22 protein-coding genes are annotated in these 22881 nt (G+C 67.8%); 5 read left to right on the top strand and 17 right to left on the bottom strand.

From position 1 onward, the window contains the following. Positions 1 to 145: 145 nt before the first annotated feature. The 17 genes from pyrF to mpl form a co-directional block, all read right to left on the bottom strand. On the bottom strand, positions 146 to 973 hold the full coding sequence (gene pyrF, locus HWX22_RS12000; RefSeq protein WP_059535255.1) for an orotidine-5'-phosphate decarboxylase: 828 nt from the start codon (positions 971 to 973) through the stop codon (positions 146 to 148). A gap of 39 nt (positions 974 to 1012) precedes the next feature. Beyond that, a complete protein-coding gene (locus HWX22_RS11995; RefSeq protein ID WP_175911100.1) occupies positions 1013 to 2077 on the bottom strand; it encodes an aldose 1-epimerase in 1065 nt (354 codons plus the stop codon). Positions 2078 to 2151: 74 nt separating this feature from the next. Beyond that, positions 2152 to 2967 (bottom strand): SDR family oxidoreductase, encoded by an 816-nt coding sequence (locus HWX22_RS11990; RefSeq protein WP_175911098.1) that lies wholly within the window; start codon positions 2965 to 2967, stop codon positions 2152 to 2154. A gap of 23 nt (positions 2968 to 2990) precedes the next feature. Continuing rightward, entirely contained in the window at positions 2991 to 4007 is a 1017-nt protein-coding gene (gene araH, locus HWX22_RS11985) for an L-arabinose ABC transporter permease AraH (RefSeq protein ID WP_059465359.1), read from the bottom strand. Positions 4008 to 4087: 80 nt separating this feature from the next. Continuing rightward, on the bottom strand, positions 4088 to 5608 hold the full coding sequence (gene araG, locus HWX22_RS11980; protein WP_175911096.1) for an L-arabinose ABC transporter ATP-binding protein AraG: 1521 nt from the start codon (positions 5606 to 5608) through the stop codon (positions 4088 to 4090). 67 nt (positions 5609 to 5675) lie between these two features. Further along, the gene (locus HWX22_RS11975) at positions 5676 to 6671 is read right to left on the bottom strand and encodes an arabinose ABC transporter substrate-binding protein (RefSeq protein ID WP_059535248.1); all 996 of its coding nucleotides are present in this window, start codon (positions 6669 to 6671) and stop codon (positions 5676 to 5678) included. 102 nt (positions 6672 to 6773) lie between these two features. Next, positions 6774 to 7553: an SDR family oxidoreductase gene (locus tag HWX22_RS11970; RefSeq protein WP_175911121.1), complete on the bottom strand. Its 780-nt coding sequence runs from the start codon at positions 7551 to 7553 to the stop codon at positions 6774 to 6776. Continuing rightward, positions 7553 to 8230, bottom strand: coding sequence for a 2-dehydro-3-deoxy-6-phosphogalactonate aldolase (locus tag HWX22_RS11965; RefSeq protein ID WP_175911094.1), 678 nt, complete (start codon positions 8228 to 8230; stop codon positions 7553 to 7555). Before HWX22_RS11965 ends, HWX22_RS11970 begins: the two co-directional genes overlap by 1 nt. 22 nt (positions 8231 to 8252) lie before the next feature. Next, entirely contained in the window at positions 8253 to 9278 is a 1026-nt protein-coding gene (locus HWX22_RS11960) for a 2-dehydro-3-deoxygalactonokinase (protein WP_175911092.1), read from the bottom strand. Then, positions 9275 to 10174 carry an IclR family transcriptional regulator gene (locus tag HWX22_RS11955; protein ID WP_175911090.1) on the bottom strand — a complete coding sequence of 300 codons (900 nt, stop codon included), beginning with the start codon at positions 10172 to 10174 and terminating at the stop codon, positions 9275 to 9277. Before HWX22_RS11955 ends, HWX22_RS11960 begins: the two co-directional genes overlap by 4 nt. 351 nt (positions 10175 to 10525) lie before the next feature. Next, on the bottom strand, positions 10526 to 10930 hold the full coding sequence (locus HWX22_RS11950) for an EF-hand domain-containing protein (RefSeq protein WP_175911088.1): 405 nt from the start codon (positions 10928 to 10930) through the stop codon (positions 10526 to 10528). An 84-nt stretch (positions 10931 to 11014) separates the two neighbouring features. Further along, complete coding sequence (locus HWX22_RS11945; protein ID WP_175911086.1) at positions 11015 to 12625, bottom strand: peptidase S10; 1611 nt, start codon at positions 12623 to 12625, stop codon at positions 11015 to 11017. A gap of 426 nt (positions 12626 to 13051) precedes the next feature. After that, the gene (gene mtgA / locus HWX22_RS11940; protein WP_059681846.1) at positions 13052 to 13789 is read right to left on the bottom strand and encodes a monofunctional biosynthetic peptidoglycan transglycosylase; all 738 of its coding nucleotides are present in this window, start codon (positions 13787 to 13789) and stop codon (positions 13052 to 13054) included. Between the two features lie 14 nt (positions 13790 to 13803). Beyond that, positions 13804 to 14670, bottom strand: coding sequence for a shikimate dehydrogenase (aroE, locus tag HWX22_RS11935; RefSeq protein WP_175911084.1), 867 nt, complete (start codon positions 14668 to 14670; stop codon positions 13804 to 13806). Continuing rightward, complete coding sequence (locus tag HWX22_RS11930) at positions 14667 to 16766, bottom strand: RNB domain-containing ribonuclease (protein ID WP_059820712.1); 2100 nt, start codon at positions 16764 to 16766, stop codon at positions 14667 to 14669. The genes aroE and HWX22_RS11930 overlap by 4 nt, the downstream gene beginning before the upstream one ends. A gap of 81 nt (positions 16767 to 16847) precedes the next feature. Next, the gene (locus tag HWX22_RS11925; RefSeq protein ID WP_175915699.1) at positions 16848 to 17417 is read right to left on the bottom strand and encodes a YqiA/YcfP family alpha/beta fold hydrolase; all 570 of its coding nucleotides are present in this window, start codon (positions 17415 to 17417) and stop codon (positions 16848 to 16850) included. Then, positions 17414 to 18799, bottom strand: a complete 1386-nt coding sequence (gene mpl / locus HWX22_RS11920; RefSeq protein WP_175915698.1) for a UDP-N-acetylmuramate:L-alanyl-gamma-D-glutamyl-meso-diaminopimelate ligase — start codon at positions 18797 to 18799, stop codon at positions 17414 to 17416. Before mpl ends, HWX22_RS11925 begins: the two co-directional genes overlap by 4 nt. Positions 18800 to 19033: 234 nt before the next feature. On the opposite strand from mpl, the gene HWX22_RS11915 reads away from it, so the two are divergent. From HWX22_RS11915 to accC, 5 genes are all read left to right on the top strand, one after another. Then, entirely contained in the window at positions 19034 to 19678 is a 645-nt protein-coding gene (locus HWX22_RS11915; RefSeq protein ID WP_059535498.1) for a hypothetical protein, read from the top strand. A 7-nt stretch (positions 19679 to 19685) separates the two neighbouring features. Then, positions 19686 to 20240 carry a TlpA disulfide reductase family protein gene (locus HWX22_RS11910; protein WP_175915697.1) on the top strand — a complete coding sequence of 185 codons (555 nt, stop codon included), beginning with the start codon at positions 19686 to 19688 and terminating at the stop codon, positions 20238 to 20240. 194 nt (positions 20241 to 20434) lie between these two features. Then, on the top strand, positions 20435 to 20887 hold the full coding sequence (gene aroQ / locus HWX22_RS11905; RefSeq protein ID WP_175915696.1) for a type II 3-dehydroquinate dehydratase: 453 nt from the start codon (positions 20435 to 20437) through the stop codon (positions 20885 to 20887). Positions 20888 to 20951: 64 nt separating this feature from the next. Next, a complete protein-coding gene (gene accB, locus HWX22_RS11900; protein WP_059535226.1) occupies positions 20952 to 21428 on the top strand; it encodes an acetyl-CoA carboxylase biotin carboxyl carrier protein in 477 nt (158 codons plus the stop codon). An 85-nt stretch (positions 21429 to 21513) separates the two neighbouring features. Beyond that, positions 21514 to 22881 (top strand): acetyl-CoA carboxylase biotin carboxylase subunit, encoded by a 1368-nt coding sequence (gene accC / locus HWX22_RS11895; protein ID WP_059535225.1) that lies wholly within the window; start codon positions 21514 to 21516, stop codon positions 22879 to 22881.

Raw genomic sequence — 22881 nt, 5'->3', positions numbered from 1 at the left:
CCTGCTGGATCGCGTCGGGCTTCACGACGCTCCCGCTCTTGTCCGCCGTGACCGGCAGGCCGGGCGCGTTCTGCCGCGCGGCCCGCGGACGCGGGCTCGGCGGTGAAAGGCCGCCCGTGCAGGCGGCCCGTGTTTCGGCGATATTTCAGCGATACGCGTTGATCGTATCGCGCGTCTTCTGCGCGGCGAGCGCGGCGGCTTCGGCGAAATCCTCGCCCTTGCTCGCGTACAGGATCGCGCGCGACGAGTTGATCATCATCCCGGTGCCGTCGGCGGTGCGGCCCGCGTTGACGGTCGCCTGCACGTCGCCGCCCTGCGCGCCGATGCCGGGGATCAGGAGCGGCATGTCGCCGACGATCCCGCGCACGATCTCGATTTCCTTCGGGAATGTCGCGCCGACCACCAGGCCGAGCTGGCCGTTCTTCGCATTCCACTTGTTCGCCGCGAGGTCGGCCACGACCTGGTACAGCGGCCGGCCGTTGGTGTCGAGAAACTGCAGGTCCGACCCGCCCGGGTTCGACGTGCGGCACAGCACGATCACGCCCTTGCCTTCATGCTCGAAGTACGGCTCCACCGAGTCGTAGCCCATGTACGGGTTCACGGTGACCGCGTCCGCGCGATAGCGCTCGAACGCCTCGCGCGCGTACTGCTCGGCCGTGCTGCCTATGTCGCCGCGCTTCGCGTCGAGGATCACGGGCAGGCCCGGATGCTGGAGGTGAATGTGCGCGATCAGGCGCTCGAGCTGATCTTCCGCGCGATGCGCGGCGAAGTACGCGATCTGCGGCTTGAACGCGCTCGCATACTGCGCGGTCGCGTCGACGATCTGCCGGCAGAATTCGAAGATCGCGTCGGGCTGGCCGTCGAACTGCACGGGAAAGCGCGACGGCTCGGGATCGAGGCCGACGCACAGCAGCGAATTCGTGCGCTGCCACGCGGCGCGCAGCGATTCGATGAAAGTAAGCGGGGAAGACATGGCGGATACTCGCGGCAAACCGTTGGTAGACCGCGTATTTTACCCGCGTCGCCGGCGTCCTTCGCGCGCGGCGGCGTCGATGCGCGCATCGGACCGCTCGACGGTGAACGCGAAACGCCGCGTGAGCCGCTCGCCCGGCGCGAGCAGCGTCATCCCGTGCGCGGCCGCGCCGCCCGGCAGGTTCACCGCATTGATCGGATGATCGACCGGCTCGAAGCAGAAGAAATGCTCGCCGGGCGGCGTATAGAGCACGTACGAATCGGCGTCGGCCGCGATCGTCAGCAACAGCCCGCGGCGCGGCCAGCTTACCGTCGCGTGGCCGCCCCAGCCGGTGAACGCATGATTGACGAGCGTCGTCGGCAACGGATACGCGACGCCGAACTGCCAGGCCGGCGGCACGCTCACGTGCCGCACCGGCAGAAAATTCGTGCCCGACAGCCACAGGCCGCCCGCGGCCGCGGCCAGCTCGGTCGCGTCGTCGCGCACGAGGAACGGATGCAGGCCGAGCCCGAACGGCAGCCGTGCACGCCCTGCGTTCTCGATCGTCAGCGCGATCGACAGCGTCGTGTCGTCGAGCGCGAACGACTGGATCGCGCGAAACGCGTACGGCGCGCCGCTCGCGCGATCGAGCGACAGCTGCAGCGTCGTGTCGGTCGCATCGTCCACCTGCCACGACGCAAGCCAGCCGTCGCCGTGAATCGGCAGCGGCTCGTCGCGGCGGTTGCGCGGCACCGCGACGCTGCGTCCGTCGCATTCGAAGCGGCCGTTGCCGATCCGGTTCGAGTACGGCAGCAGCGGATAGCACGCGAGCGCATTCGGATCCGTCGCCGTTTCCGGGTGCTCGCACCGCCGGAACACCGGCACCAGCGCGCCGTGGTCGCCACGCCAGTCGAAGCGCGCGATGCCGCCGCCGAGGTGCGGCAGCACGTCGAGCCGCAGCGCCGCGTTCGACAGCGTGACGGCCGCCGCATGCGCGGCGCCGACGCCCTGCGCGAACGCGGCGGTCTGCGGGCCGGCGCTGACCGGCTGCGCGGCGGCAGCCAGGCGCGCGCGGCGCGACTGGCTCGTGGACGACGACGATGCGCGCGAGGACGTGGCGGTCATGGTGAACTCCTTTCCTTCGTCGATGAAGCGATACGGGTCGTCGCGCGGTGCCGCGCGAACACGAACGTCGGCAATCAGGCCCAGCCACCGTCGACCACCACGTCCTGCGCGGTGATCATCCGGCTGTCGTCGGCCGCGAGAAACAGCGCCATGCGCGCGAGATCGTCCGGCAGCAGCTCGGCGTCGATGCACTGGCCGGCCTTGATCGCTGCGCGGCCCGCGTCGTCGAGCCACAGCCTGCGCTGCTTGTCGGTCATCACCCAGCCGGGCACCAGCGAATTCACGCGGATCCCGAACGGGCCGAGATCGCGCGCGAGCCCGCGCGTGAGGCCCTGCACGGCCGCCTTCGCCATCACGTAGACGGGGTAGCCGCCGTTCTTCAGCATCCAGCTGATCGAGCCGAGATTGATGATCGCGCCGCCGCCGCGCTGCTTCATGTCGTCGATCACCGCCTGCGCCGCGAAGAACTGGTGGCGCAGGTTCACCGCGATGCCCGCGTCGAACGATTCGGGCGTCACGTCGCCGATCGCGTGGCGCGCGTCGTTCGCCGCGTTGTTCACGAGCACCGCGATCGCGCCGATGCGCGCGCGGATCGCGTCGATCGCATGGCGCAGCGCGTCGATGTCGGTCAGATCGCACGGGATGAACAGCGGCGCGTGGCGCACGTCCGGCGCCTGCGCGAGGTTTTCCGCAAGCGCCTGGCCCGCGTGCGCGTCGAGATCGACGAACGCCACGCGCGCGCCCTGCCGCGCGAAGTGCTCGACGAACGCCGCGCCGATTCCGGTCGCGCCGCCCGTGATCAGCACCGCGCGATCCTCCAGGCTCGGGTAGCGCGCATAGCGCGCGTCGCTCGTGGCGCGCGGGTTCTGCGCGGAAGTTTCGTTGGTCATGCGAATCGTCTCCGTGGAATCGGTCAGTCGCGTACGCCGCGGTTCTTCAGCTGGTCGAGCAGCACGGCCGCGAGCAGGATCGCGCCGCGCACCAGGTACTGGTAGAACGCGTCGATGTTCAGCAGGTTCATCACGTTCTCGACGGTGCCCATGATCAGCACGCCGATCACGACGCCCGAGATCGTCGCGCGGCCGCCCATCAGCGACACGCCGCCGAGCACGCATGCGGAGATCACGTTCAGCTCGAAGCCCTGCGCCGCGTTCGGCTGGCCCGACGTGATGCGCGATGCGAGGATCACGCCGGCGAGCGCCGTCACCGCGCCCTGGATCAGGAAGATGTACACGCGCGTGCGTTCGACGTTGATCCCCGCGAGGCGCGACGCCTCGGGATTGCCGCCGATCGCGAGCGTGTTGCGGCCGTACACGGTCTGGTTCAGCAGCACGCCGAACACGATGAAGCACATGAGCGTGACCCAGATCGGCAGCGAGACGCCGAAGAGCGACAGCCCGCCGAGCGCGATGAACGTATCCGACGACACGCCGACCGCCTGCCCTTTCGACACGATGAAGCCGAGCCCGCGCACGATTTCCATCGTCGCGAGCGTCGTGATCAGCGCGTTGATGCGCAGGTACGCGATCACCGCGCCGTTCACGAAGCCGATCGCCGCGCCGGCCGCGACCGCCGCGACGATCGCGACGAACGTGTTGTCGGTCGCATTCAGCACCATCGCGCACAGCACACCCGAGAACGCGACGGTCGAGCCGATCGACAGGTCGAAGTCGCGCGAGGCCAGACAGAACATCATCGTGCACGCGACCATCCCGATCTGCGAGATCGACAGCGCGAGGCCGAGCATGTTGTCGATCGAGAAGAAGTGATCGACCGTCAGCGACATCGTCACGAACATCACCGCGAAGATCGCGATCAGGCTGTATTCGGTGAGGTGCTGCCACCACTTCTGGCGGTCGCTCTGCTGGGGGACCAGCGCGTCGGCCGACGGCTTCACGGCTGCGCTGGCGAGGTTTTCCCTGACTTGCATGGTTGTATCTCCTGCTCCTGCATCGCGCGGCCCGCGCCGCGCTTGATCGATTCGAATGTCGTGCGTCGCCCGCGGCGACCTCACACTGCGTCAGCCGCCTCGACGACGCTCGTCTGCGGCAGCGCGAGGCTCAGCACCGCATGCTCGTTCGCCTGCTCGCGCGGCAGCTCGCCCGCGATGCGGCCTTCGCGCATCACGACGATGCGGTCGGACACGCCGAGCACTTCCGGCAGTTCCGACGACACCATCACGATCGCGCAGCCGCGCTCCGCGAGCCGGTAGATCACGTCGTAGATCTCGTGCTTCGCGCCGACGTCGATGCCGCGCGTCGGTTCGTCGAGGATCACGACCTTCAGGTCGGGCTCCGCGAGCCAGCGCGACAGGATCGCTTTCTGCTGGTTGCCGCCCGACAGGAAGCGGATCTTCTGCCGCCGGTTCGGCGTCTTGATCTTCAGCCGCTGGATGAAGCGGTCGGCCGTTTCGCTTTCGGTCTTGCGGTCGATGAACAGGCCCGCGCGCAGCGAATGACGGCGGCAACTGATGTTGATGTTCTCCGCGACCGACGCCATCGCGATGATCCCTTCCTCCTTGCGGTCTTCCGGGCACAGCACGATGCCGTGACGGATCGCGTCGCCGGTGCGCTTCACGTCGATGCGCTTGCCGTCGAGCGTCAGCGCGCCGGCGCGCCGGCGGTCCGCGCCGTACACGAGCCGCATCAGTTCGCTGCGCCCCGCGCCGACCAGCCCGAAGAAGCCGACGATCTCGCCCGCGCGCACCGAGAAGCTCGCGGGTTCGCGCAACGCGGGGCCGTCGACGCCTTCGGCCGCAAACCGCACGTCGCCGAGCGCACGCGGCGCGTAGTGATAAATGTCCGCGATCTCGCGCCCGACCATCTCGGCGACCAGCCGCTCGCGCGGCACGTCGGCGAGCGATTCGTGCGACGCGATCTTGCGCCCGTCGCGAAAGATCGTGCACGCATCGCACAGCCGGTAGATCTCGTCCATCCGGTGCGAGATGTAGATCAGCGCGCGGCCCTGCGCGCGCAGATCGTCGACGAGCTTGAACAGCACCTCGGTCTCGCGATGCGACAGCGAGCTCGTCGGTTCGTCGAGCGCGATCACGCGCGCGTTGCGCATCAGCGCCTTGCAGATCTCGACCATCTGCCGCTGCGCGATCGACAGCCGCCCGAGTTTCGCGTCGGGATCGAGATCGACGCCCATCGCGGCGAGCCGCTCGCGCACATGGCGCTTCGCCTCGCCCTTCCTCACCCAGCCGAGCGCATTCGGCAGGCGGCCGAGCAGCAGGTTCTCCGCGACCGTCAGGTCGGGCACGTACTGCAGCTCCTGGTGAATCACCGCAATGCCGGCCGCGATCGACGCGGCCGCACTCGAAAAATGCACGGGCTGGCCGTCGACCAGCACGCTGCCCGCATCGGGCTGGTATTCGCCGCCGAGAATCTTCAGCAGCGTCGACTTGCCCGCGCCGTTCTCGCCCATCAGGCCATGCACCTCGCCCGCGTGCACGTCGAACGAGATGCCGTCGAGTGCGCGCACGCCGGGAAATACCTTGCCGATATTGTCAAAACGCAGTGCCGCTGACACGTCGTCTCCCTGCTTCCAGTTCCATCGATCGCCGGCCGCCGCATCGCCGCGGCAGCCGGCGGGCCGCTTACTTCGATGCGAGCCCCATCTCCTCGCGCACCTTCGACACGTTGTCGCGCGTCGCGAGCATGCCCGTCGTCAGCGTCAGCGCCGGCGGTGCCTTGCCCTGCGTGATCCACGCGTACATCAGGTCCGACGTTTCCTCGCCGTGGCGCTTCGGGCTGATGATCACGGTGCCGTAGAAGCCCGTCGGCTGCGGCTTCTTGAACTCGTTCAGCGCCGAATCGGAACCGCCGATGCCGATGCCGATCATGTTGTCCGCCTTGAAGCCGCGTCCTTCCGCCGCGCGCACCGCGCCGAGCACAGCCTCGTCGTTCAGGCCGTACGCGACCCAGTGCTTGAACTGCGGATTCTTGGTGAGCGCGATGTTCGCCGCGTTGAACGCGTTCTCGGTGTCGGTCTTCGCCTGCGGCGCCGCGATCACGTTCGCCTTCGGGAAGCCGGCCGCCACCAGCGCGTCGGTCGCGCCGCTCGTGCGGTCGTGCGCGGTCGGCAGCTGCTCGTAGGTGATGTCGATCGCGCCGACGTCCTTCATGTCCCAGCCGCGCTTCTTGATCTCGGCCGCGATGCCGTCGCCGACCTGCTTGCCGATGTTGTACGCGGAGATCCCCATGTGCGGCACCGCATCGATCGGCTTGCCCGCGCCGTCGACGAGGCGGTCGTCGACCGTCATCATCTTCAGGTTGTGCGACTTCGCCTTCGCGACGATGCCCGGCCCGAGCTTCACGTCGGGCGTGCAGATGATGAAGCCCTGCGCCTTCTGCGCGGACAGGTTGTCGATCGCGCTCATCACCTTCTCGCCCGACGGCGCGCCGATCTTCACGAGCGTGAAGCCCTTGTTCTTCGCTGCGATCTCGGCGAACTTCCACTCGTCCTGGAACCACGGCTCTTCCGGCTGCTTCACCAGGAAGCCGATCTTGACCGGGTCGGCCGCATGCGCGACCGGGCTGCCGATCACCACTGCCGCCGCGGCGGCCAGCGTTACGAAGGTTCTGCGTTTCATCTCCAGTGTCTCCTTGTCTTCATCGAACGGAATGCAGCCGCTTGTTGGTTTCGACGCAGCGTGCGCGCGGCCGTCGCACGTGCGGTCTGTCGAATCGTTGTGTCAGTCGTGGTACAGCGCCGCGCGCCCGCCGTCGACGGTGATGCACGCGGCATTGATGAACGGTGCCTCGTCGGACGCGAGGAACACGGCCGTCATCGCAACTTCCTCCGGCTTGCCGATCCGCTTCATCGGCTGCAGCGCGAGCGTCTCGGCGCGCGCCGCGGCCGGGTCGGCCTGCGCGTCCCACCAGTCGCGCGTGAGCTGCGTCTCGATGTAGCCGGGCGCGATCGCGTTCACGCGCACGTTGCGCGCCGCGTATTCGATGCCGAGCGCACGCGTGAGGCCCAGCACGCCGTGTTTCGCGACCGGGTACGGAAAGCAGCCCGGGATGATCCGGAACGCATGCGTCGACGCGATGTTCACGATGCTGCCGCGACCGCGTTCGACCATTCCCGGCAGCGCCGCGCGGCAGCCGTGCCACACGCCGTCGAGGTCGACCGCGAAGCAGCGGCGCCAGTCTTCGTCCGTCATCGTCAGCGGATCGGCGAACACGTTGATGCCCGCGTTGTTCACCAGTACGTCGAGCGGGCCGAATGCGGCCTCGGTCTGCGCGAGCGCGTCGCGCACCGAATCCTGCCGCGCGACGTCCGCATGCAGCGGCAGCACGCGCGCGCCGTCGATGTCGTCGGCGATCGCCGCGGCCGTGCGCTGCGCTTGCGGGAAGTCGAGGTCGACGAGCGCGACGGCCGCGCCCTCGCGCGCGAACGCCCGCGCGATCGCAGCGCCGATTCCGCGGCCCGCGCCCGTCACCATCGCGACCTTGCCCGCGAGACGTCCCATCATGCGGCTCCGCCGCGCGCCGCGCGCAGGCCGGCCTGGAACGCGCGCGCGTTCGCCGCGGTCTCGTCCGCAGACTGGCCGGGCCGGTACAGCGCCGAACCGAGCCCGAAGCCGTTGGCGCCGGCCGCGAGGAACGGCTGCATGTTGTCCGGGGAAATTCCGCCGACCGGAATCAGCGGCACCGCGCGGGCGATCACCGCGCGCCACGCCTTCACGACGGGCACGCCGAGCTGCTCGGCCGGGAACATCTTCAGCACGTCGGCGCCGTTCGCGAGCGCGGCGAACGCCTCGGTCGGCGTCGCGACGCCCGGTGCGCTCGCGAGCCCGCGCTCGCGTGCACGGTGGATCACGGCCGCGTCGCTGTGCGGCATCACGATCAGCGTGCCGCCCGCGTCCTGCACGCGGTCGACATGCTCGGCGCGCAGCACGGTGCCGGCGCCGACGATCATGTCGTCGGGCAGCGCGCGGCGCAGCGCGGCGATGCTGCCGAACGGATCCGGCGAGTTGAGCGGCACCTCGACGATCCGGAAGCCCGCTTCGTGCAGCGCCAGGCCGTGGTCGGCCGCTTCGGCGGGCGTGATGCCGCGCATGATCGCGATCAGCGGGCACGCGTCGAACGCGCGCATCAGCGCGGCGTGCGGCGTGTACGGTGCGGGCAGCGTAAGGTCGGACGACATCGATGGTTCCTCTTCAATCGGTTCACTGGTCGGCGCAGACGGGCTCGCCATCCGCGCGCACGAGCCCGGCGCGCGACGCGATCCACCACAAGCCGCGCTCTGTCGCCTGCGCGACGACGCGCGCATGCGTGCAGCCGAACACGCTCAACGCGTCGACGTAGCGCGCGCACAATCCGTCGTCGCCGATCAGCAGCAGCGGCTGGTTCGCGAGCGCGACACCGCGTTCCGCGAGCATCGCGTCGAGCGCGTTCAGCTCATGGCCGATCAGCAGGCCGGACAGGTAATCGCCCTGCGCATCGGGCGCGAGCCGGTCGGTCAGGCCGAGCGTGCGCGTGCTGAAGATCGTCGCGAGCAGCCCCGCGCGCTGCGCGCCGCGTGCCACCGCGACACCGCGCGCGAATGCCGCGCGGTCGGGCGATTCGCTCGCGCGCATCGTGCGGCCGAGGATCGTGTGATCGCGCAGCGCCGCGAACAACTCGCCGGTCATGAAAGTCTGGAAGCGCTCGATGAGCCCGTCCTTCACCCATGCCCATTTCGCATGCGTGCCCGGCAATCCGATCAGTACGCCTGAACGATCTGCATCAAGCATGGGATCGTTCGCGAGTGCGCCGAATATCTGCGTTTCTTCGCCGCGCATCACGTCGGGCAAGTCGCCCGTCGCGATCACGCCCGGCACGATCGACACCGTCGTGCCGCGCGACGTCGTCACCGTGACGAGCCCCGCGACGAGCGCGTCGGCGCCGGCCGGCACCTGGACGTACGGCGCCTCGCGCCAGCCCTGCGCGCTGCCGACCATCCCCGCTGCCAGCACCGGCACGCCCGGCGCGCGGTCGAGCCAGTCGCCGCACGCTTCCTCGAACACGACGTCGAACGCACGCACGCCGCCGGCCGGCACGTGCATCACGCCCGCGGCACGGCTGCGCGTGTCGAGCAGCGCACCGTGCGCGTCGAACAGATACGCGCGCAGCGACGTCGTGCCCCAGTCGAGCGCGATCAACGACGGTGCGGCGCAGGAGGCGTCCGGAGCGGTCCGGGTCGAATTGGTCATCGTTTGATCCTGCGGGTACCCTGCGGCGGGCTCCAGCCCAGTTCCGCGGAAATGGCTCGCGCTTCGCGCTGCACGAGCGGAATCAGTTCGTCCATCCGGTCGTGCGGCATGTACGGAATCGTGCTCGCGACCGATACGGCCGCGACGATCGCGCCCGACGCGTCACGGATCGGCGCGGCCACGCAGCGAATCGACGCCTCGTTTTCCTCGAGGTCGAACGTGTAGCCGCCGGCCGCGTAATGCGCCATGCGCTGCAGGAACGCGCTCGTCTCGGGCCGGTTGTCCGGCTTGAAGTTGACGCCGGCCAGCGCGCGCCGCGCGGCTTCGAACAGCGAGCGCCACAGGTCCGGATCGAGGTCGAGCATCATCGCCTTGCCGATGCCGGTCGACGCGAGCGGCATCCGGTGGCCGACTCGCGAGCGCATCTCGAGGCCGCGCGTGCCGGGGATCTTGTCGATATACAGCACGTCGTCGCCGTCGCGCACGCCGAGGTGGATCGTGTCGAGCGTCGCTTCGGCGAGCGCCTCGAGGTGCGGCCGCGCGACCGCCGTGAGCGGCATCTGCTCGAGCGCGATCGTGCCGAGCTCGATCAGCTTGGGGCCGAGCAGGTAGCCGCCCTGCACCTGGCGCAGGTAGCGCGCCTGCACGAGGCTGCTGACGAGACGGTGCGTCGTGCTGCGCGTCGTGCCGAGCGCGGCGCCGATCGCGCGCATGTCGCGCGCGCCGTTCGCGATCGCTTCGAGGATCGCGAGACCGCGCAACAGCGTCTGCGTGCCGGCCTGCTGCGCTGCGAGGTCGAGCGGCGTGCTGGTCGCGCCGATGGTGTCGGTGAGCGGCGCAGCGTCCGGCGTCGCGCGCCGGGTGTCGAGAGCAAGGGATTCTGGCATCTTGATCATGGGACAGGCTTCTTCAACGGAATCGGTGAAGCCGCCGTCGCGACGCCGGAACGAGGTCGGGCGTCGCGGCAACGCGGCGGTCGATGCACCGAGGAAAGCGCCCGGCGAACTTCATGGAATGTGTCTCCGTGTGCGTCGGGCGCCGCGCGATGCGTGGGTCCGAAGCTGTCGATGTGCTTCGGATTGTAGGAGCGCACGCACTCGTCTCCAATATTTGAATGCGTTGTCCAGATAATGAGATAAACCGGCAAAGTGCTGCGGTGGCCGTCGCGAAACGGCCGCGCCATGCGCACGGGGGCGGAACCCGACACGTCGCGGGTTCCGCCCCCGTATTGGTCATGCGCGCCGCGCTTACTGCTGGCTCGTGCTGCGCGCCTGCATGTAGCGCTGCACGTCGGAGAACGACACGCGACCGCTACCGCTCGCGTCGATCTGCCGGAAGTGATTCGCGACATAGCCGAGGCCGGCCGCGCGCGCCTGCGCTTCGGTGATCGAGCCGGTGTTCTGCGTATCGGCCGCGCCGAACTGCCGCGCGAGCTTGCGCACCACCTGCGCGTGCAGCGCGGCGCCCGTCGTCTGCGTGCCGGCGGTCGGCTTGCGCGCGGCCGGCGGCACGTATGGATCGCCGAGCTGCGCCTGGCGCGCGCGCGCCGGGGTGGCGGCGTCGCTCGCCTGCGCGAACGCGGACACCGATGCGGATGCTGCAACGCCGGCGCACGCGAGCGCGGCGGCAACGACGATGAAACGTTTCTTCATGTCAGGCTCCAGTCTGGAATGAGGTCGTCGACGGCCGGCGAACGGCGCCGCCACGGGCGCGCGTCGCCAGGCCCGCACATCGCATCAGTGCGCGGCCGCGTTGTAGAAAGTCACGAGGTCGGCTTTCTCCTGCGGACGCGACGTATCGTCGAGATAGACCATGTGTCCACCCTGATAGTCCTTGATCGTCAGGTTCGGTTGCGCGCCGAGCCGCGCGAGGTCAAGCTCGGTCTGGTAGAACGGCGTCGCGATGTCGTGATACCCGTTCAGCGACAGCACCTTCAGCGACGGATTCAGCGTCAGCGCAGCCGCAAGATCGGGAATCGTGTCGGGCATCGCGAGGCCGTCGTGCGTCCAGTCCCAGGTCTGGATCGCATTGCTGCTGAGCGAATACGCCGACTGCGCGCTGTACTTCAGCACGTTCGGCAGGTAGCTGCCGATCGTGTCGGTGAACGGCTTCGTGATGAACGTGCTCGACGGGTCACCGTCCGCCGCGAGCGGGCTCGACGACGGCACGTTTACGCGCGCGTCGTAGCGGCCGATCAGCGTGCCCGGGATCAGCGACACCTGGAAGCTGTTGTCGAAGAAGGTCGGGACGACGTTGAAGTCCGCGTTCCACAGCGACTGCTTCACGCCGGTCGAATTCACCATCGTCGTGACGAGCGTCGGCGGGGGCGGCGTGTGGCTCGCGAGGTACGCGTTCACGGCGGGCACGTAACCGCCGGCCGTCAGCTGGCGCATCTGGTCCGCGTATTGCGGCAGGCTCGACGGGTTCGGGTTGTCGAGCTGGTAGTACGCGCCGACGGTGCCGTAGGACGGCACGAAGCCCGCGCAACTCACGGGGCTCGCCCCGTTGTTCGAGTTGCCGACATAGTCGCTCGCCATGTCGCAGTTCGCGTTGTAGTTCAGGATCGACGACTGCAGCACGATACCGTCGAGCTTCACGCCGGCCGTCTCGAGCAGGTTCGCGAGCACGTCGGTGCGCGGCGTGCCGTACGACTCGCCGAACAGGTATTTCGGCGAAGTGTCGCGCTGGTTCACGGCGATGTAGCGCGTCACGAAGTCGCGGAACGCGCCGCCGTCCTGGTCGACGCCCCAGAACGTCTGGTTCGTGTTCGGCGCGATCGCCTCCGAGAAGCCGGTGCCGATCGCATCGACGAACACGAGGTCGGTCGTATCAAGCAGGCTTTCCGCGTTGTCGACGAACGGGAACGTCGACGCGTTTGCGTTCGGGTCGCCCGTCTGGATCCGCTTCGGACCGAACGAGCCGAGATGGAGCCACACCGATGCGGAGCCGGGGCCGCCGTTGTACAGGAACGTGACGGGCCGTTTCGCCGCGGGCTGGTTGTCGGCGGTGTACGCGACGTAGAAGAACGATGCTTCGGGCGCGCCCGTCTGCGGATTGCGCGCGACGAGGTGGCCGGCGGTGGCCGTGTAGCGAATCGTCTTGCCGTTCAGCGTGATCTGGTGATGGGTGACGGCGGCCTTTTCGACCGCGGCGGACGCGTCGAGCGACGCGGTCGCGCTCGACGAATAACTGTTGGGATCGTTGTACGGCTTGTCCACCTGAGCGGCGGGATCGGCTGAATTGTCGGTACCTGCTGCGGAGGACGACGACACGTCGTCGTTGCAGGCCGTCAGAATCAGCGAAGAGAACACAACTCCCAACAACAGCTTCGCTTTGCTCGCTGGCATCGTTGCTTTCCTTCTCTCGAATGTTTTTTGTGTCGAGCAGCCGGGTAAGCCGCCCCCCGCCTCGATTGCGGCCGATAAGCCGAGGCGCTGGCCAATATACGTGAGCGGGTCGGCTTTGAAAAATTTGGAAATATTCGAGCACCGCTCGGTGCGGTGCACACCTTTCAGGAATGCTTCGATTAACGAACCATTGTTTTTCGGCAGCCTTTCAACTGCTTTCGCGTTTACCCGGAAACACTAAAACCGCGTGGATTTCGTGCCATATCGGCAAACAAAATCCCGCGCGGGCTGGCATTGCTCAGTAAAGCGAAATAGACGAATTCGTCTAATGGATATGTCCCGAAATGCGGGCGACATGAATGCGCTGCAGCGCACCAATGGCGCGCCGGCGACGGAACGGACAATGTGACGGCGCGGGCGCGCCGCTCACTGCGATTGCGGAAGTTCGGCCGCGCCCATCCGGCGGGCGATTACGGCCGCGCGCTGCGCCTGATAGGCCGAGCCGCGGTGCGCGTCGAACCAGCGCGGCTTCGGCAGCATCACCGCGAGGCGCGCCGACTGCCACGCGCCGAGCCGGCTCGCGGGAATCCTGTAGTAATAGCGGGCGGCGGCCTCGGCACCGTACACGCCGCGGCCCCATTCGACGGAATTCAGGTAGATCTCGAAGATTCGCTCCTTGTCGAGCACCGTCTCGAGCATCCACGTGATGATCAGCTCCTGCCCCTTGCGGATGTAGCTCTTCTCGCGCGACAGGAACAGATTGCGCGCGAGTTGCTGCGTGATCGTCGAACCGCCCGCGACGATCCGGCCGCGCGCCTTGTTCTTCTCCCACGCCTGCAGGATCGCGTCGACGTCATAGCCGTTGTTGGTCGCGAAGGTCGAATCCTCCGACGCGATCAGCGCGCGCTTCAGGTTGCGCGAGATCTGGTCGTACGGCACCCACTGGTGCTGGATCCGCGCGGGCGGATTGTCGCGCGACAGCCACCACGCGTCGGTCCGCATGAACGCGGTGGAACCCGGATTGATGAACGACCAAAGCGCGATCTGCACGAGATAGAACAGCTGCGTCGCGAGCCACGCGCCCGCGAACACCGAACCCGCATAGACGATCCAGCGGGTCGGGCTGATCGTCCGCGTGCGCTGCGTGCCGCTTACCGCCACCACCTGCCGCGCTCCGGTCAGGCCGCCGCGAGCGCCTGGCGCAGCGCGGCCAGCACCGGTGCGCCGTCCGGCCGCACGCCGCGCCAGATGAAGAACGATTCGGCCGCCTGCTCGACCAGCATCCCGAGCCCGTCGGCCGTGCGTGCGCCGAGCGACGCCGCATGCTGCATGAACACGGTCGGCTGCGCGCCGTACATCATGTCGTACGCGAGCGTGCCCGCGCCGAACGCCGCCGCGTCGCACTCCGGCAGCGCCGCGTCGAGGCTGCCGGCCGTCGCGTTGACGATCACGTCGTACGGTTCCGCACGCACGGTGTCCGGGCCGCCGCCCGACAGCACGCAGCCCGCATCGTGCGCGGCCTGCGTGAACTGACCGACGAGCGCCTCGGCCTTGCTCGCGGTGCGGTTCACGATCGTGATCGACAGCGGCGCGCGCTCGAGCATCGGCAACACGACGCCACGCGCCGCACCGCCCGCGCCGAGCAGCAGGATGCGCGCGCCCGCGAGCGACACGCCGAGATTCGATTCGATGTCGCGCACGAGGCCGACGCCGTCCGTGTTGTCGCCGTAGATGCGGCCGTCGGCTTCGATGCGCAGCGTGTTCACCGCGCCCGCCGCCGCCGCGCGCGGCGACAGCGTATCGGCGAGCGCATGCGCGTCGAGCTTGAACGGCACCGTCACGTTCGCGCCGCGGCCACCTTCGGCGATGAACGCGCGCACGGCGGCCTCGAAGCCGTCGACCGGCGCGAGCCGGTGCTCGTAGACGATCGCCTCGCCCGTCTGCGCGGCGAACTGCGAGTGAATGAACGGCGACTTGCTGTGCGCCACCGGATTGCCGAACACCACGTAGCGGTCGGCGCCGCTCGTCGAGGCGGCTGCGTTCATGATGCGCGTCCCTCTTCGCTCTCTTCACTTTCCTGGCCGTTGCCGCTCGCGGCCTCGCCGCCTTCGACCGCCGCGCCGTCCGCTTCGGCCAGTGCCTCGGCCTCGGCTTCCGCCGACGCGTCTTCCGCATCGACCAGCGTGTCGTCGCCGCCTTCGGTCTCGTCTTCGTCGTCGGCCGCGTCACCACTCGTCACGGTCGGCGCGTCGAGCACGTTCAGAAGCCGCACCGACGCCTCGATCGTCAGCTCGTCGAGCGACATCACGTCGAGCAGCACGCGCGTGCCGCGCGCATGCACGCCGAGCCCCGGCACGTGCAGCAGCAGCGGGATTTCCTCGAGGCGCACCAGGTCGCCCTTCACGACGCTCGCGACGACCTGCTTCTTCTGCTCCTGCGCGAGCCAGCGCAGGCACCAGAAGTACTCCATCCGGCGCTGGTAGTCGGCGTAGGCGGTATAGGTGTCGTCGAAGCCCTGCACGACCGCGTACAGGTCGGCGTCCTTCGGCTTGAACGGTGCGGCGAGCTTCGCGGTGACGCCGTGCTGCACGCACGCGAGCAGTTGCCACTGGTTCACGAGGTCGACGTAGCGGCGCAGCGGCGACGTGCTCCACGCGTACTGCGCGACGCCGAGGCCTTCGTGCGGCGCGGCCGTCGTCTGCATCCGCGTGCGCTTCGGGCCCGGCGCGCCGAAACCGCGCTGCGAGCGATAGATGCCGGGCACCGTGTGATCGTGCAGGAACGCGCCCCACGTCGAGTTCGCGAGGATCGCAAGCTCCGACACGATCAGGTCGAGCGGCGACCCGCGGCGACGCGGCGTGATCGTCACGTGCTCGCCTTCGACGTAGAAGTTGTAGTCGGTGTTGCGCTGCACTTCGCGCTTCAGGCCGTAGCCCGCGCGCGCGACCTGGCGCTTCTCGAACAGCGCCTGCGCGAGCGGCCACAGCACGGCGATGTCGTCCTTGTGCGGGTAGTCGCCGGTGCCGGCCGCGAGCGTCTCTTCATTGACGAGCTCGTCGAGCGTGTTGTGGCGCAGGTTGTTCTTCACGAACACGAGTTCGGCACGCGTCTCGTTCGCGACGATCTCCTGCGTCTCGCGGTTGACGATGATGTACAGCGACAGCGCCGGGCGGTAATCGCCTTCCTTCAGCGTGAACACGTCGACGACGTCGTCCGGCAGCATCGTGATCTTGTCGCCCGGCATGTAGACGGTCGACAGGCGCGCGCGCGCGATCGCGTCGACCGCGTCGCCGCGCACGATGCCGAGCGCCGGCGCCGCGATGTGCACGCCGATCCGCACGCGACCGTCGGACAGGTGTTCGACCGAGAACGCGTCGTCGATTTCGGTCGTCGTGATGTCGTCGATCGAGAACGCCTCGACGTCCGCGCGCGGCAGGTCGTCCGGCAGCGGGCCGACCGTGACGGCGGGAAAGCCCGTGCCGTGCGGGAAGAATTCCGCGAGGAAGCGCGCCTCGTGCAGCGCGCGCGGCGACGCGATGCCGCCGCAGTCGAGCATCAGCCGCGCCGGCGACACGCCGCGCGCCCCGGCCGCCGCTTCCATCGCCTTGTATTCGATCGCGTTCTTGTCCGGCCGCGTCAGCAGCCCGAGCACCTTGCCCGCGAACGCTTCCGGCAGCTTGCCGGCCTTCAGTTCCTCTTCATACTGCGCCTGGACGAGCGCCTGCTGGCGCTTGCGCTCGAGCGACGCGAGCGCCATCTTGAGCTGCTCCTCCGGCGCCCGCTGATACTGGCCGCGCCCCTTGCGGCGGAAGTAGACGGGCGAGCCGTGCAGCCGCAGCACAAGCGCCGCGCGCTCGACCGGGCCGTAGGTCGCGCCGAAATATTCCGAGGCCAGCGCCGTATATGCGAATTCCTCGGCCGGCGCGCATTCCCACAGGAAATCCAGGTCGATCTGTTGCGCGGCCGTATCGGCTTCCTGCATCAGCTCGCTCGCGGCCGGCTTCTCGAATTCGATCAGCACGTCCTTTGCACGGACCTTCGCACGCCGCCCGCCGGGCAACTCGACCTGAAATGCGTCGCCCTGGCGCGACAGCACGCTGCCCGCCTTGAAACTGCCCGATTCCTCGAAGAAAACGTTCACTCAGTACTCTCGTTCAGACTGCCGGGCGCCGCATCGGCGGCGCCGCATGATGATGGGAATTCGATCGGCATGACGCCGGGTTCATGACGTTCTTTCGTCGCAAAAGGCGAGAACGTCGTCGACATAGTCGGCAAATTCGCTGATTCCATGATCGCTGCCTTCGATCACGCGCGTTTTCGCGCCCGGGTAATGGGCGAGCATCTCGCGGTAGTCCAGCACTTCGTCGCCCGTCGCCGCGAACAGATAGTAGCGTTCGGGCCGCGAAATCGCCGGCACGCGCAACGCATCGAGCTCGTGCAGGTGATGGCGTTCGACGACGATCGACCCGCCGCCGTGCCACAGCGGCTGTTCGCCCAGATACTGCTCGAGATCGCGTTGCGGCACGATCGCCGGATTCAGCACCACCGCCTTCCAGCCGTGCTTTTCGGCGAGCCAGGTTGCGTAGTAGCCGCCGAGCGAGCTGCCGATCACCGTCACGTCGCGCGCACCGGCCACCTCGGCTTCCGCGACGGCGATCGCCTCGAGCGGCGACACCGACAGCGACGGGCAGCGCCACTCGTGCGTGCGGCCGAGTTCGGCCATGCGCGCGGCAAGGAGCCGCGACTTCTGCGACTCCGGCGTCGACCGGAATCCGTGCAGGTACAGGATCACGCGCGGCTCCCGAGCGCGTCGAGCAGCTTCTGGTGCACGCCGCCGAAGCCGCCATTGCTCATCACGAGCACGTGGTCGCCCGGGCGCGCGGCCTCGACGACCGACTTCACCAGCAGGTGGAGATCGTCGAACGCGCGGGCCTTGTCGCCGAGCGGCGCGAGCGCGTCGCCGAGGTTCCAGCCGAGCGCATCGCGCCCGGCCGGGGCACCGTAGCCGAACACCAGGTCGGCGTCGGCGAGGCTTGCCGGCAGTTGCGCCTTCATCACGCCGAGCTTCATCGTGTTCGAACGCGGCTCGAGCACGGCGAGAATGCGGGAATTTTGACGGCCGATGCGCGCACGAAGACCGGCGATCGTCGTTTCGATCGCGGTCGGATGGTGCGCGAAGTCGTCGTAGACAGTCACGCCGTCCACGCTGCCACGCACTTCCATGCGCCGCTTCACGTTGCGGAACGATGCGAGCGATTCGGCAGCCTGCGCGGGCGGCACGCCGACGTGGCGCGCGGCGGCGATCGCCGCGAGCGCGTTCATCCGGTTGTGGTCGCCCTGCACCTGCCACGCGACTTCACCGACGCGCTCGGCCTGCGAATACACCGCGAAACGCTCGTCGACCGGCACGCCGTCCTCGGCAGGCAGCGCCTGCCAGCCGCCGTCGACGCCGAAGCGCTCGACCTCGCTCCAGCAGCCGCGCGCGAGCACGCGCTCCAGCGCGTCCGAGCGGCCGTTGGTCACGATCCGGCCGACGCCCGGTACGGTGCGCACAAGGTGATGGAATTGCGTTTCGATCGCGGCGAGATCCGGGAAGATGTCGGCGTGATCGAACTCGAGATTGTTGAGCACCGCGGTGCGCGGCCGGTAGTGGACGAACTTCGAGCGCTTGTCGAAGAACGCCGTGTCGTATTCGTCGGCCTCGATCACGAAGAAACTCGAATCGGTCAGCCGCGCCGACACACCGAAGTTCAGCGGCACGCCGCCGATCAGGAAGCCCGGGTTCAGGCCGGCATCTTCCAGCAGCCACGCGAGCATCGACGACGTGGTCGTCTTGCCGTGCGTTCCCGCGACCGCCAGCACCCATTTGCCGGCCAGCACGTGCTCGCCGAGCCATTGCGGGCCCGATACATACGGCAGGCCGCGATCGAGGATCGCCTCCATCAGCGGGTTGCCGCGCGTGACGACGTTGCCGATCACGAACAGGTCGGGCTTCACGTCGATCTGCTCGGCGCCGTAGCCCTCGATCAGCGTGATGCCCTGCGCTTCGAGCTGCGTGCTCATCGGCGGATAGACGCCCGCGTCGCAACCCGTCACCGTGTGGCCCGCCTCGCGCGCGAGCACGGCGAGACCGCCCATGAAGGTGCCGCAGATGCCAAGAATATGGATGTGCATAGATGAATGCTTTCGCGCCGCCGGGCGCCGTCGATTCGGAAAGGAAGGTCTGCGGCACGCCGGACAGGCCGCCCGGCCAACGACTTTCGCCGCGACACAAAGACCGTCATTGTAACTGACGGCCCGCCCTGCCCGGCGGCCCGAACGATGGTTCCGAACGCCGCGCGGCGCGGCGGGCGGCACCCGGCCGCACCGCGTTCGGCCGTGGCGGCGATCGAGTATGATTGCCGGATCATGTCTCGCAAACCTCTTGTCGACCCGCGGCGCGCCCGCGAGGAAATTGCCCAGTCCGCCGCCCGCCTGATCGCGGAAGACGGCCTCGATTACGCCGGCGCGAAACGCAAGGCCGCGCGCCAGCTGTTCGGCGATACGCGCGTTGCCGGCGAATGGCTGCCGGATAACGACCTGATCGAGGAAGAACTGCGCGAGTACCTCGCCCTGTTCCAGAGCGACACGCAGCCGGACGAACTGCGCCGCCTGCGCGAGATCGCGCTCGACTGGATGCGCCGGCTCGCCGAGTTCAATCCGTACGTGACGGGCGCGGTGCTGAATGGAACCGCGAACGCGCATTCGGACATCCATTTGCAGATATTCACCGACAACCCGAAGGACGTCGCGATCTACCTGCTGAACCAGAACGTTCAGTACGACGTGTCCGAAACGCGGCATTTCGCCGGTCGCGCCGACGTCGAGACGCTCAGCTTCCTGTGGCGCCCGCGGCGCGACGTGGACGCGATCGGCATTCACGTCGCGCTCTACGCGAGCGACGACCTGCGCGGCGCGGTCAAGGCCGACGCCCGCGGCCGGGTCGCCCGCGCCGACGCCACCGTGTTGCGCGCGCTGCTCGAGGCCAGCAACGCCCCTTCCGAACCGGAATGATTCAACGATGATGATGAAACGCATGTTGGCGCTCGCGGTGGTCGCGGCCGCCGCCGTCGCCGGCGGGCTCGCCGCCGGCCATTGGTTCCGCGGCGGCAGCGCCGATGACGGCGTGGCCGTCGCCGCATCCGCCGCGAAAGGCAGCCCGGTCGACCAGCTGTGGGCCGCGTCGCTGACCGGCGTCGACGGAAAGCCGGCGACGCTCGCTTCCTTCAAGGGCCAGAAGGTCGTGGTCAATTTCTGGGCGTCGTGGTGCGGCCCGTGCGTCGAAGAGATGCCGGAACTCGTCGCGCTGTCGCACCAATACAAGCAGAAGGGGATCCGTTTCATCGGGATCGGCGTCGATTCCGACCAGAACGTGAAGAACTTTCTGCAGAAGGTGAAGGTCGACTATCCGGTTTTCGTCAGCGGTTATGCGGGCGCCGATCTGGCCCGTAATTTTGGAAATACCGCCGGCGCGCTGCCGTTTACGATCGTCATCGACGAAACCGGCAAGATTCGCGAGACAAAATTGGGACAAATCCAACCGGCCGAGCTGAAAAAGACCCTCGACGCGTTGTGATCGCCCTGAACGGCTGCCTGCGCGTTGGCGGTGATTTGTGCGTCGATCGGCGCAATTTCACGGGAATTCGCTGATACTTTGCGGCCGCACCGGTAATTCTTGCAGGTCCGGCGCGCGCGGCCGTTCGGCAAAACTAGACAAATTTCTCTAAATAGCGCTAAAGTTCGCGCAATTCCGCAGAAATAGAAGCGACCATGACACGATTGCTGGTGCTGCACGGCCCCAACCTGAACCTTCTCGGCACCCGGGAACCGGAGGTGTACGGCCGCGTCACGCTCGCGCAGATCGATCAGGCGCTTGCCGCGCGGGCGCAGGAAGCCGGCGCCGAACTGTCGTCGTTCCAGAGTAACCATGAAGGCGCGCTCGTCGACCGCATCCAGGCCGCGCGGGAGGAACAGACCGATTTCATCCTGATCAATCCCGCCGCGTATACGCACACGAGCGTCGCGATCCGGGACGCAATCGCCGGCGTTGGCATCCCGTTCGTCGAGGTTCATCTGTCGAACGTGCACCGCCGCGAAACGTTCAGGCACCACTCCTACTTTTCCGACCAGGCCGAAGGCGTGATCTGCGGGCTCGGCTGGAAAGGTTATCTGTACGCGCTCGAGTACGCGCTCGACAAGCTGCAAGGCGCGTCGCGCGGCTGATTTCGCGATCTAGATTCAGCGCCGGTCCCACCGGCGCTTTCACGTATTGAAAGGGGAATTCCCGATGGATCTTCGTAAGCTGAAAACTCTGATCGACCTCGTCTCCGAATCCGGCATCTCCGAGCTGGAAGTGACGGAAGGCGAAGGCAAGGTGCGTATCGTCAAGAACGCGCCGCCGGTCTATGTCCAGCCGACGGGCGGATTTGCCCCGCAGGTCAGCGCACCGGCCCCGGCGGTCGCGCTGCCGACCGAAGGCGCGGCTGCCGCGCCGGCCGCAGGCGCCGCTGCCGCGCCCGCCGTGCCGCAAGGCCACGTCGTGACGTCGCCGATGGTCGGCACGTTCTATCGCGCGCCGTCGCCGGGCGCGGACCCGTTCACCCAGGTCGGCGACACGGTCAAGGAAGGCCAGACCATCTGCATCATCGAAGCGATGAAGCTGCTCAACGAGATCGAGTCGGACAAGGCCGGCGTGATCAAGGAAATCCTCGTCGAGAACGGCCAGGCCGTCGAATACGGCCAGCCGCTTTTCGTGATCGGCTAAGCCCGCCGCGCGGCCTGTCCGGCCGCGCACCGCCGATGCTCGCCAGGCGCCGTTCGCGCGCCCCTCGAAGAGACGAATACTCGCTATGTTTGAAAAAATCCTCATTGCCAACCGCGGTGAAATCGCGCTGCGCATCCAGCGCGCGTGCCGCGAGCTCGGCGTCAAGACGGTGGTTGTCTACTCGGAAGCCGACAAGGAAGCCAAGTATGTCCGCCTCGCGGACGAAGCCGTCTGTATCGGCCCGGCCCCGTCGAACCTGAGCTACCTGAACATGCCGGCGCTGATCAGCGCCGCGGAAGTCACCGATGCCGAGGCGATCCACCCCGGCTACGGCTTCCTGTCGGAGAACGCCGACTTCGCGGAACGCGTCGAGCAGTCGGGCTTCACGTTCATCGGCCCGCGTCCGGAAACGATCCGCCTGATGGGCGACAAGGTCACCGCGAAGCAGACCATGATCAAGACCGGCGTGCCGTGCGTGCCGGGTTCGGAAGGCGCGTTGCCGGACGATCCGAAGGAGATCGTGAAGATTGCCCGCGCGATCGGCTATCCGGTCATCATCAAGGCAGCGGGCGGCGGCGGCGGGCGCGGGATGCGCGTCGTGCACACCGAGGCCGCGCTGGTCAATGCGGTCAACATGACCCGCGAGGAAGCCGGCCGTGCGTTCGGCAACCCGCAGGTGTACATGGAGAAGTTCCTCGAGAACCCGCGCCACATCGAAATCCAGGTGCTGTCGGACGCGCACAAGAATGCGATCTGGCTCGGCGAGCGCGACTGCTCGATGCAGCGCCGTCACCAGAAGGTGATCGAGGAAGCGCCGGCGCCCGGCATTCCGCGCCGCCTGATCGAGCGCATCGGCGACCGCTGCGCGGACGCGTGCAAGAAGATGGGCTATCTCGGCGCGGGCACGTTCGAATTCCTGTACGAGAACAACGAGTTCTACTTCATCGAGATGAACACGCGCGTGCAGGTCGAGCACCCGGTGTCGGAGATGATCACGGGCGTCGACATCGTCCAGGAACAGATCCGCATCGCAGCCGGCGAGAAGATCGCGCTGCGCCAGCGCGACATCCAGTTCCGCGGACATGCGATCGAATGCCGGATCAACGCGGAAGATCCGTTCAAGTTCACGCCGTCTCCGGGTCGGATCACGTCGTGGCATACGCCGGGCGGCCCCGGCGTGCGCGTCGACTCGCATGCATACAATGGCTATTTCGTGCCGCCGAACTATGATTCGATGATCGGCAAGCTGATCACCTACGGCGCGACGCGCGACCAGGCGATCCGCCGGATGCGCATCGCGCTGTCGGAGATGGTCGTCGAAGGCATCCAGACCAACATCCCGCTGCACCGCGAGCTGATGATCGACTCGAAGTTCGTCGAAGGCGGCACCAGCATCCACTATCTCGAACACCGGCTCGCCCAGAAGCAGCAGGTCGCACCGGAAGAAGCGTAA

Source organism: Burkholderia sp. BCC1638 (assembly GCF_902833195.1).
Classification (GTDB): domain Bacteria; phylum Pseudomonadota; class Gammaproteobacteria; order Burkholderiales; family Burkholderiaceae; genus Burkholderia; species Burkholderia diffusa.
The sequence above is the reverse complement of the archived record's forward strand: the minus strand, read 5'-3'. Positions and strand labels throughout refer to the sequence as shown.

Bases quoted from the DNA above. Each gene is read 5' to 3' on its own strand.
- pyrF (WP_059535255.1), bottom strand. From the start codon at position 973: ATGTCTTCCCCGCTTACTTTCATCGAATCGCTGCGCGCCGCGTGGCAG.
- HWX22_RS11995 (WP_175911100.1), bottom strand. From the start codon at position 2,077: ATGACCGCCACGTCCTCGCGCGCATCGTCGTCGTCCACGAGCCAGTCG.
- HWX22_RS11990 (WP_175911098.1), bottom strand. From the start codon at position 2,967: ATGACCAACGAAACTTCCGCGCAGAACCCGCGCGCCACGAGCGACGCG.
- araH (WP_059465359.1), bottom strand. From the start codon at position 4,007: ATGCAAGTCAGGGAAAACCTCGCCAGCGCAGCCGTGAAGCCGTCGGCC.
- HWX22_RS11975 (WP_059535248.1), bottom strand. From the start codon at position 6,671: ATGAAACGCAGAACCTTCGTAACGCTGGCCGCCGCGGCGGCAGTGGTG.
- HWX22_RS11970 (WP_175911121.1), bottom strand. From the start codon at position 7,553: ATGGGACGTCTCGCGGGCAAGGTCGCGATGGTGACGGGCGCGGGCCGC.
- HWX22_RS11965 (WP_175911094.1), bottom strand. From the start codon at position 8,230: ATGTCGTCCGACCTTACGCTGCCCGCACCGTACACGCCGCACGCCGCG.
- HWX22_RS11960 (WP_175911092.1), bottom strand. From the start codon at position 9,278: ATGACCAATTCGACCCGGACCGCTCCGGACGCCTCCTGCGCCGCACCG.
- HWX22_RS11955 (WP_175911090.1), bottom strand. From the start codon at position 10,174: ATGATCAAGATGCCAGAATCCCTTGCTCTCGACACCCGGCGCGCGACG.
- HWX22_RS11950 (WP_175911088.1), bottom strand. From the start codon at position 10,930: ATGAAGAAACGTTTCATCGTCGTTGCCGCCGCGCTCGCGTGCGCCGGC.
- HWX22_RS11945 (WP_175911086.1), bottom strand. From the start codon at position 12,625: ATGCCAGCGAGCAAAGCGAAGCTGTTGTTGGGAGTTGTGTTCTCTTCG.
- aroE (WP_175911084.1), bottom strand. From the start codon at position 14,670: ATGAACGCAGCCGCCTCGACGAGCGGCGCCGACCGCTACGTGGTGTTC.
- mpl (WP_175915698.1), bottom strand. From the start codon at position 18,799: ATGCACATCCATATTCTTGGCATCTGCGGCACCTTCATGGGCGGTCTC.
- HWX22_RS11915 (WP_059535498.1), top strand. From the start codon at position 19,034: ATGTCTCGCAAACCTCTTGTCGACCCGCGGCGCGCCCGCGAGGAAATT.
- HWX22_RS11910 (WP_175915697.1), top strand. From the start codon at position 19,686: ATGATGATGAAACGCATGTTGGCGCTCGCGGTGGTCGCGGCCGCCGCC.
- aroQ (WP_175915696.1), top strand. From the start codon at position 20,435: ATGACACGATTGCTGGTGCTGCACGGCCCCAACCTGAACCTTCTCGGC.
- accB (WP_059535226.1), top strand. From the start codon at position 20,952: ATGGATCTTCGTAAGCTGAAAACTCTGATCGACCTCGTCTCCGAATCC.
- accC (WP_059535225.1), top strand. From the start codon at position 21,514: ATGTTTGAAAAAATCCTCATTGCCAACCGCGGTGAAATCGCGCTGCGC.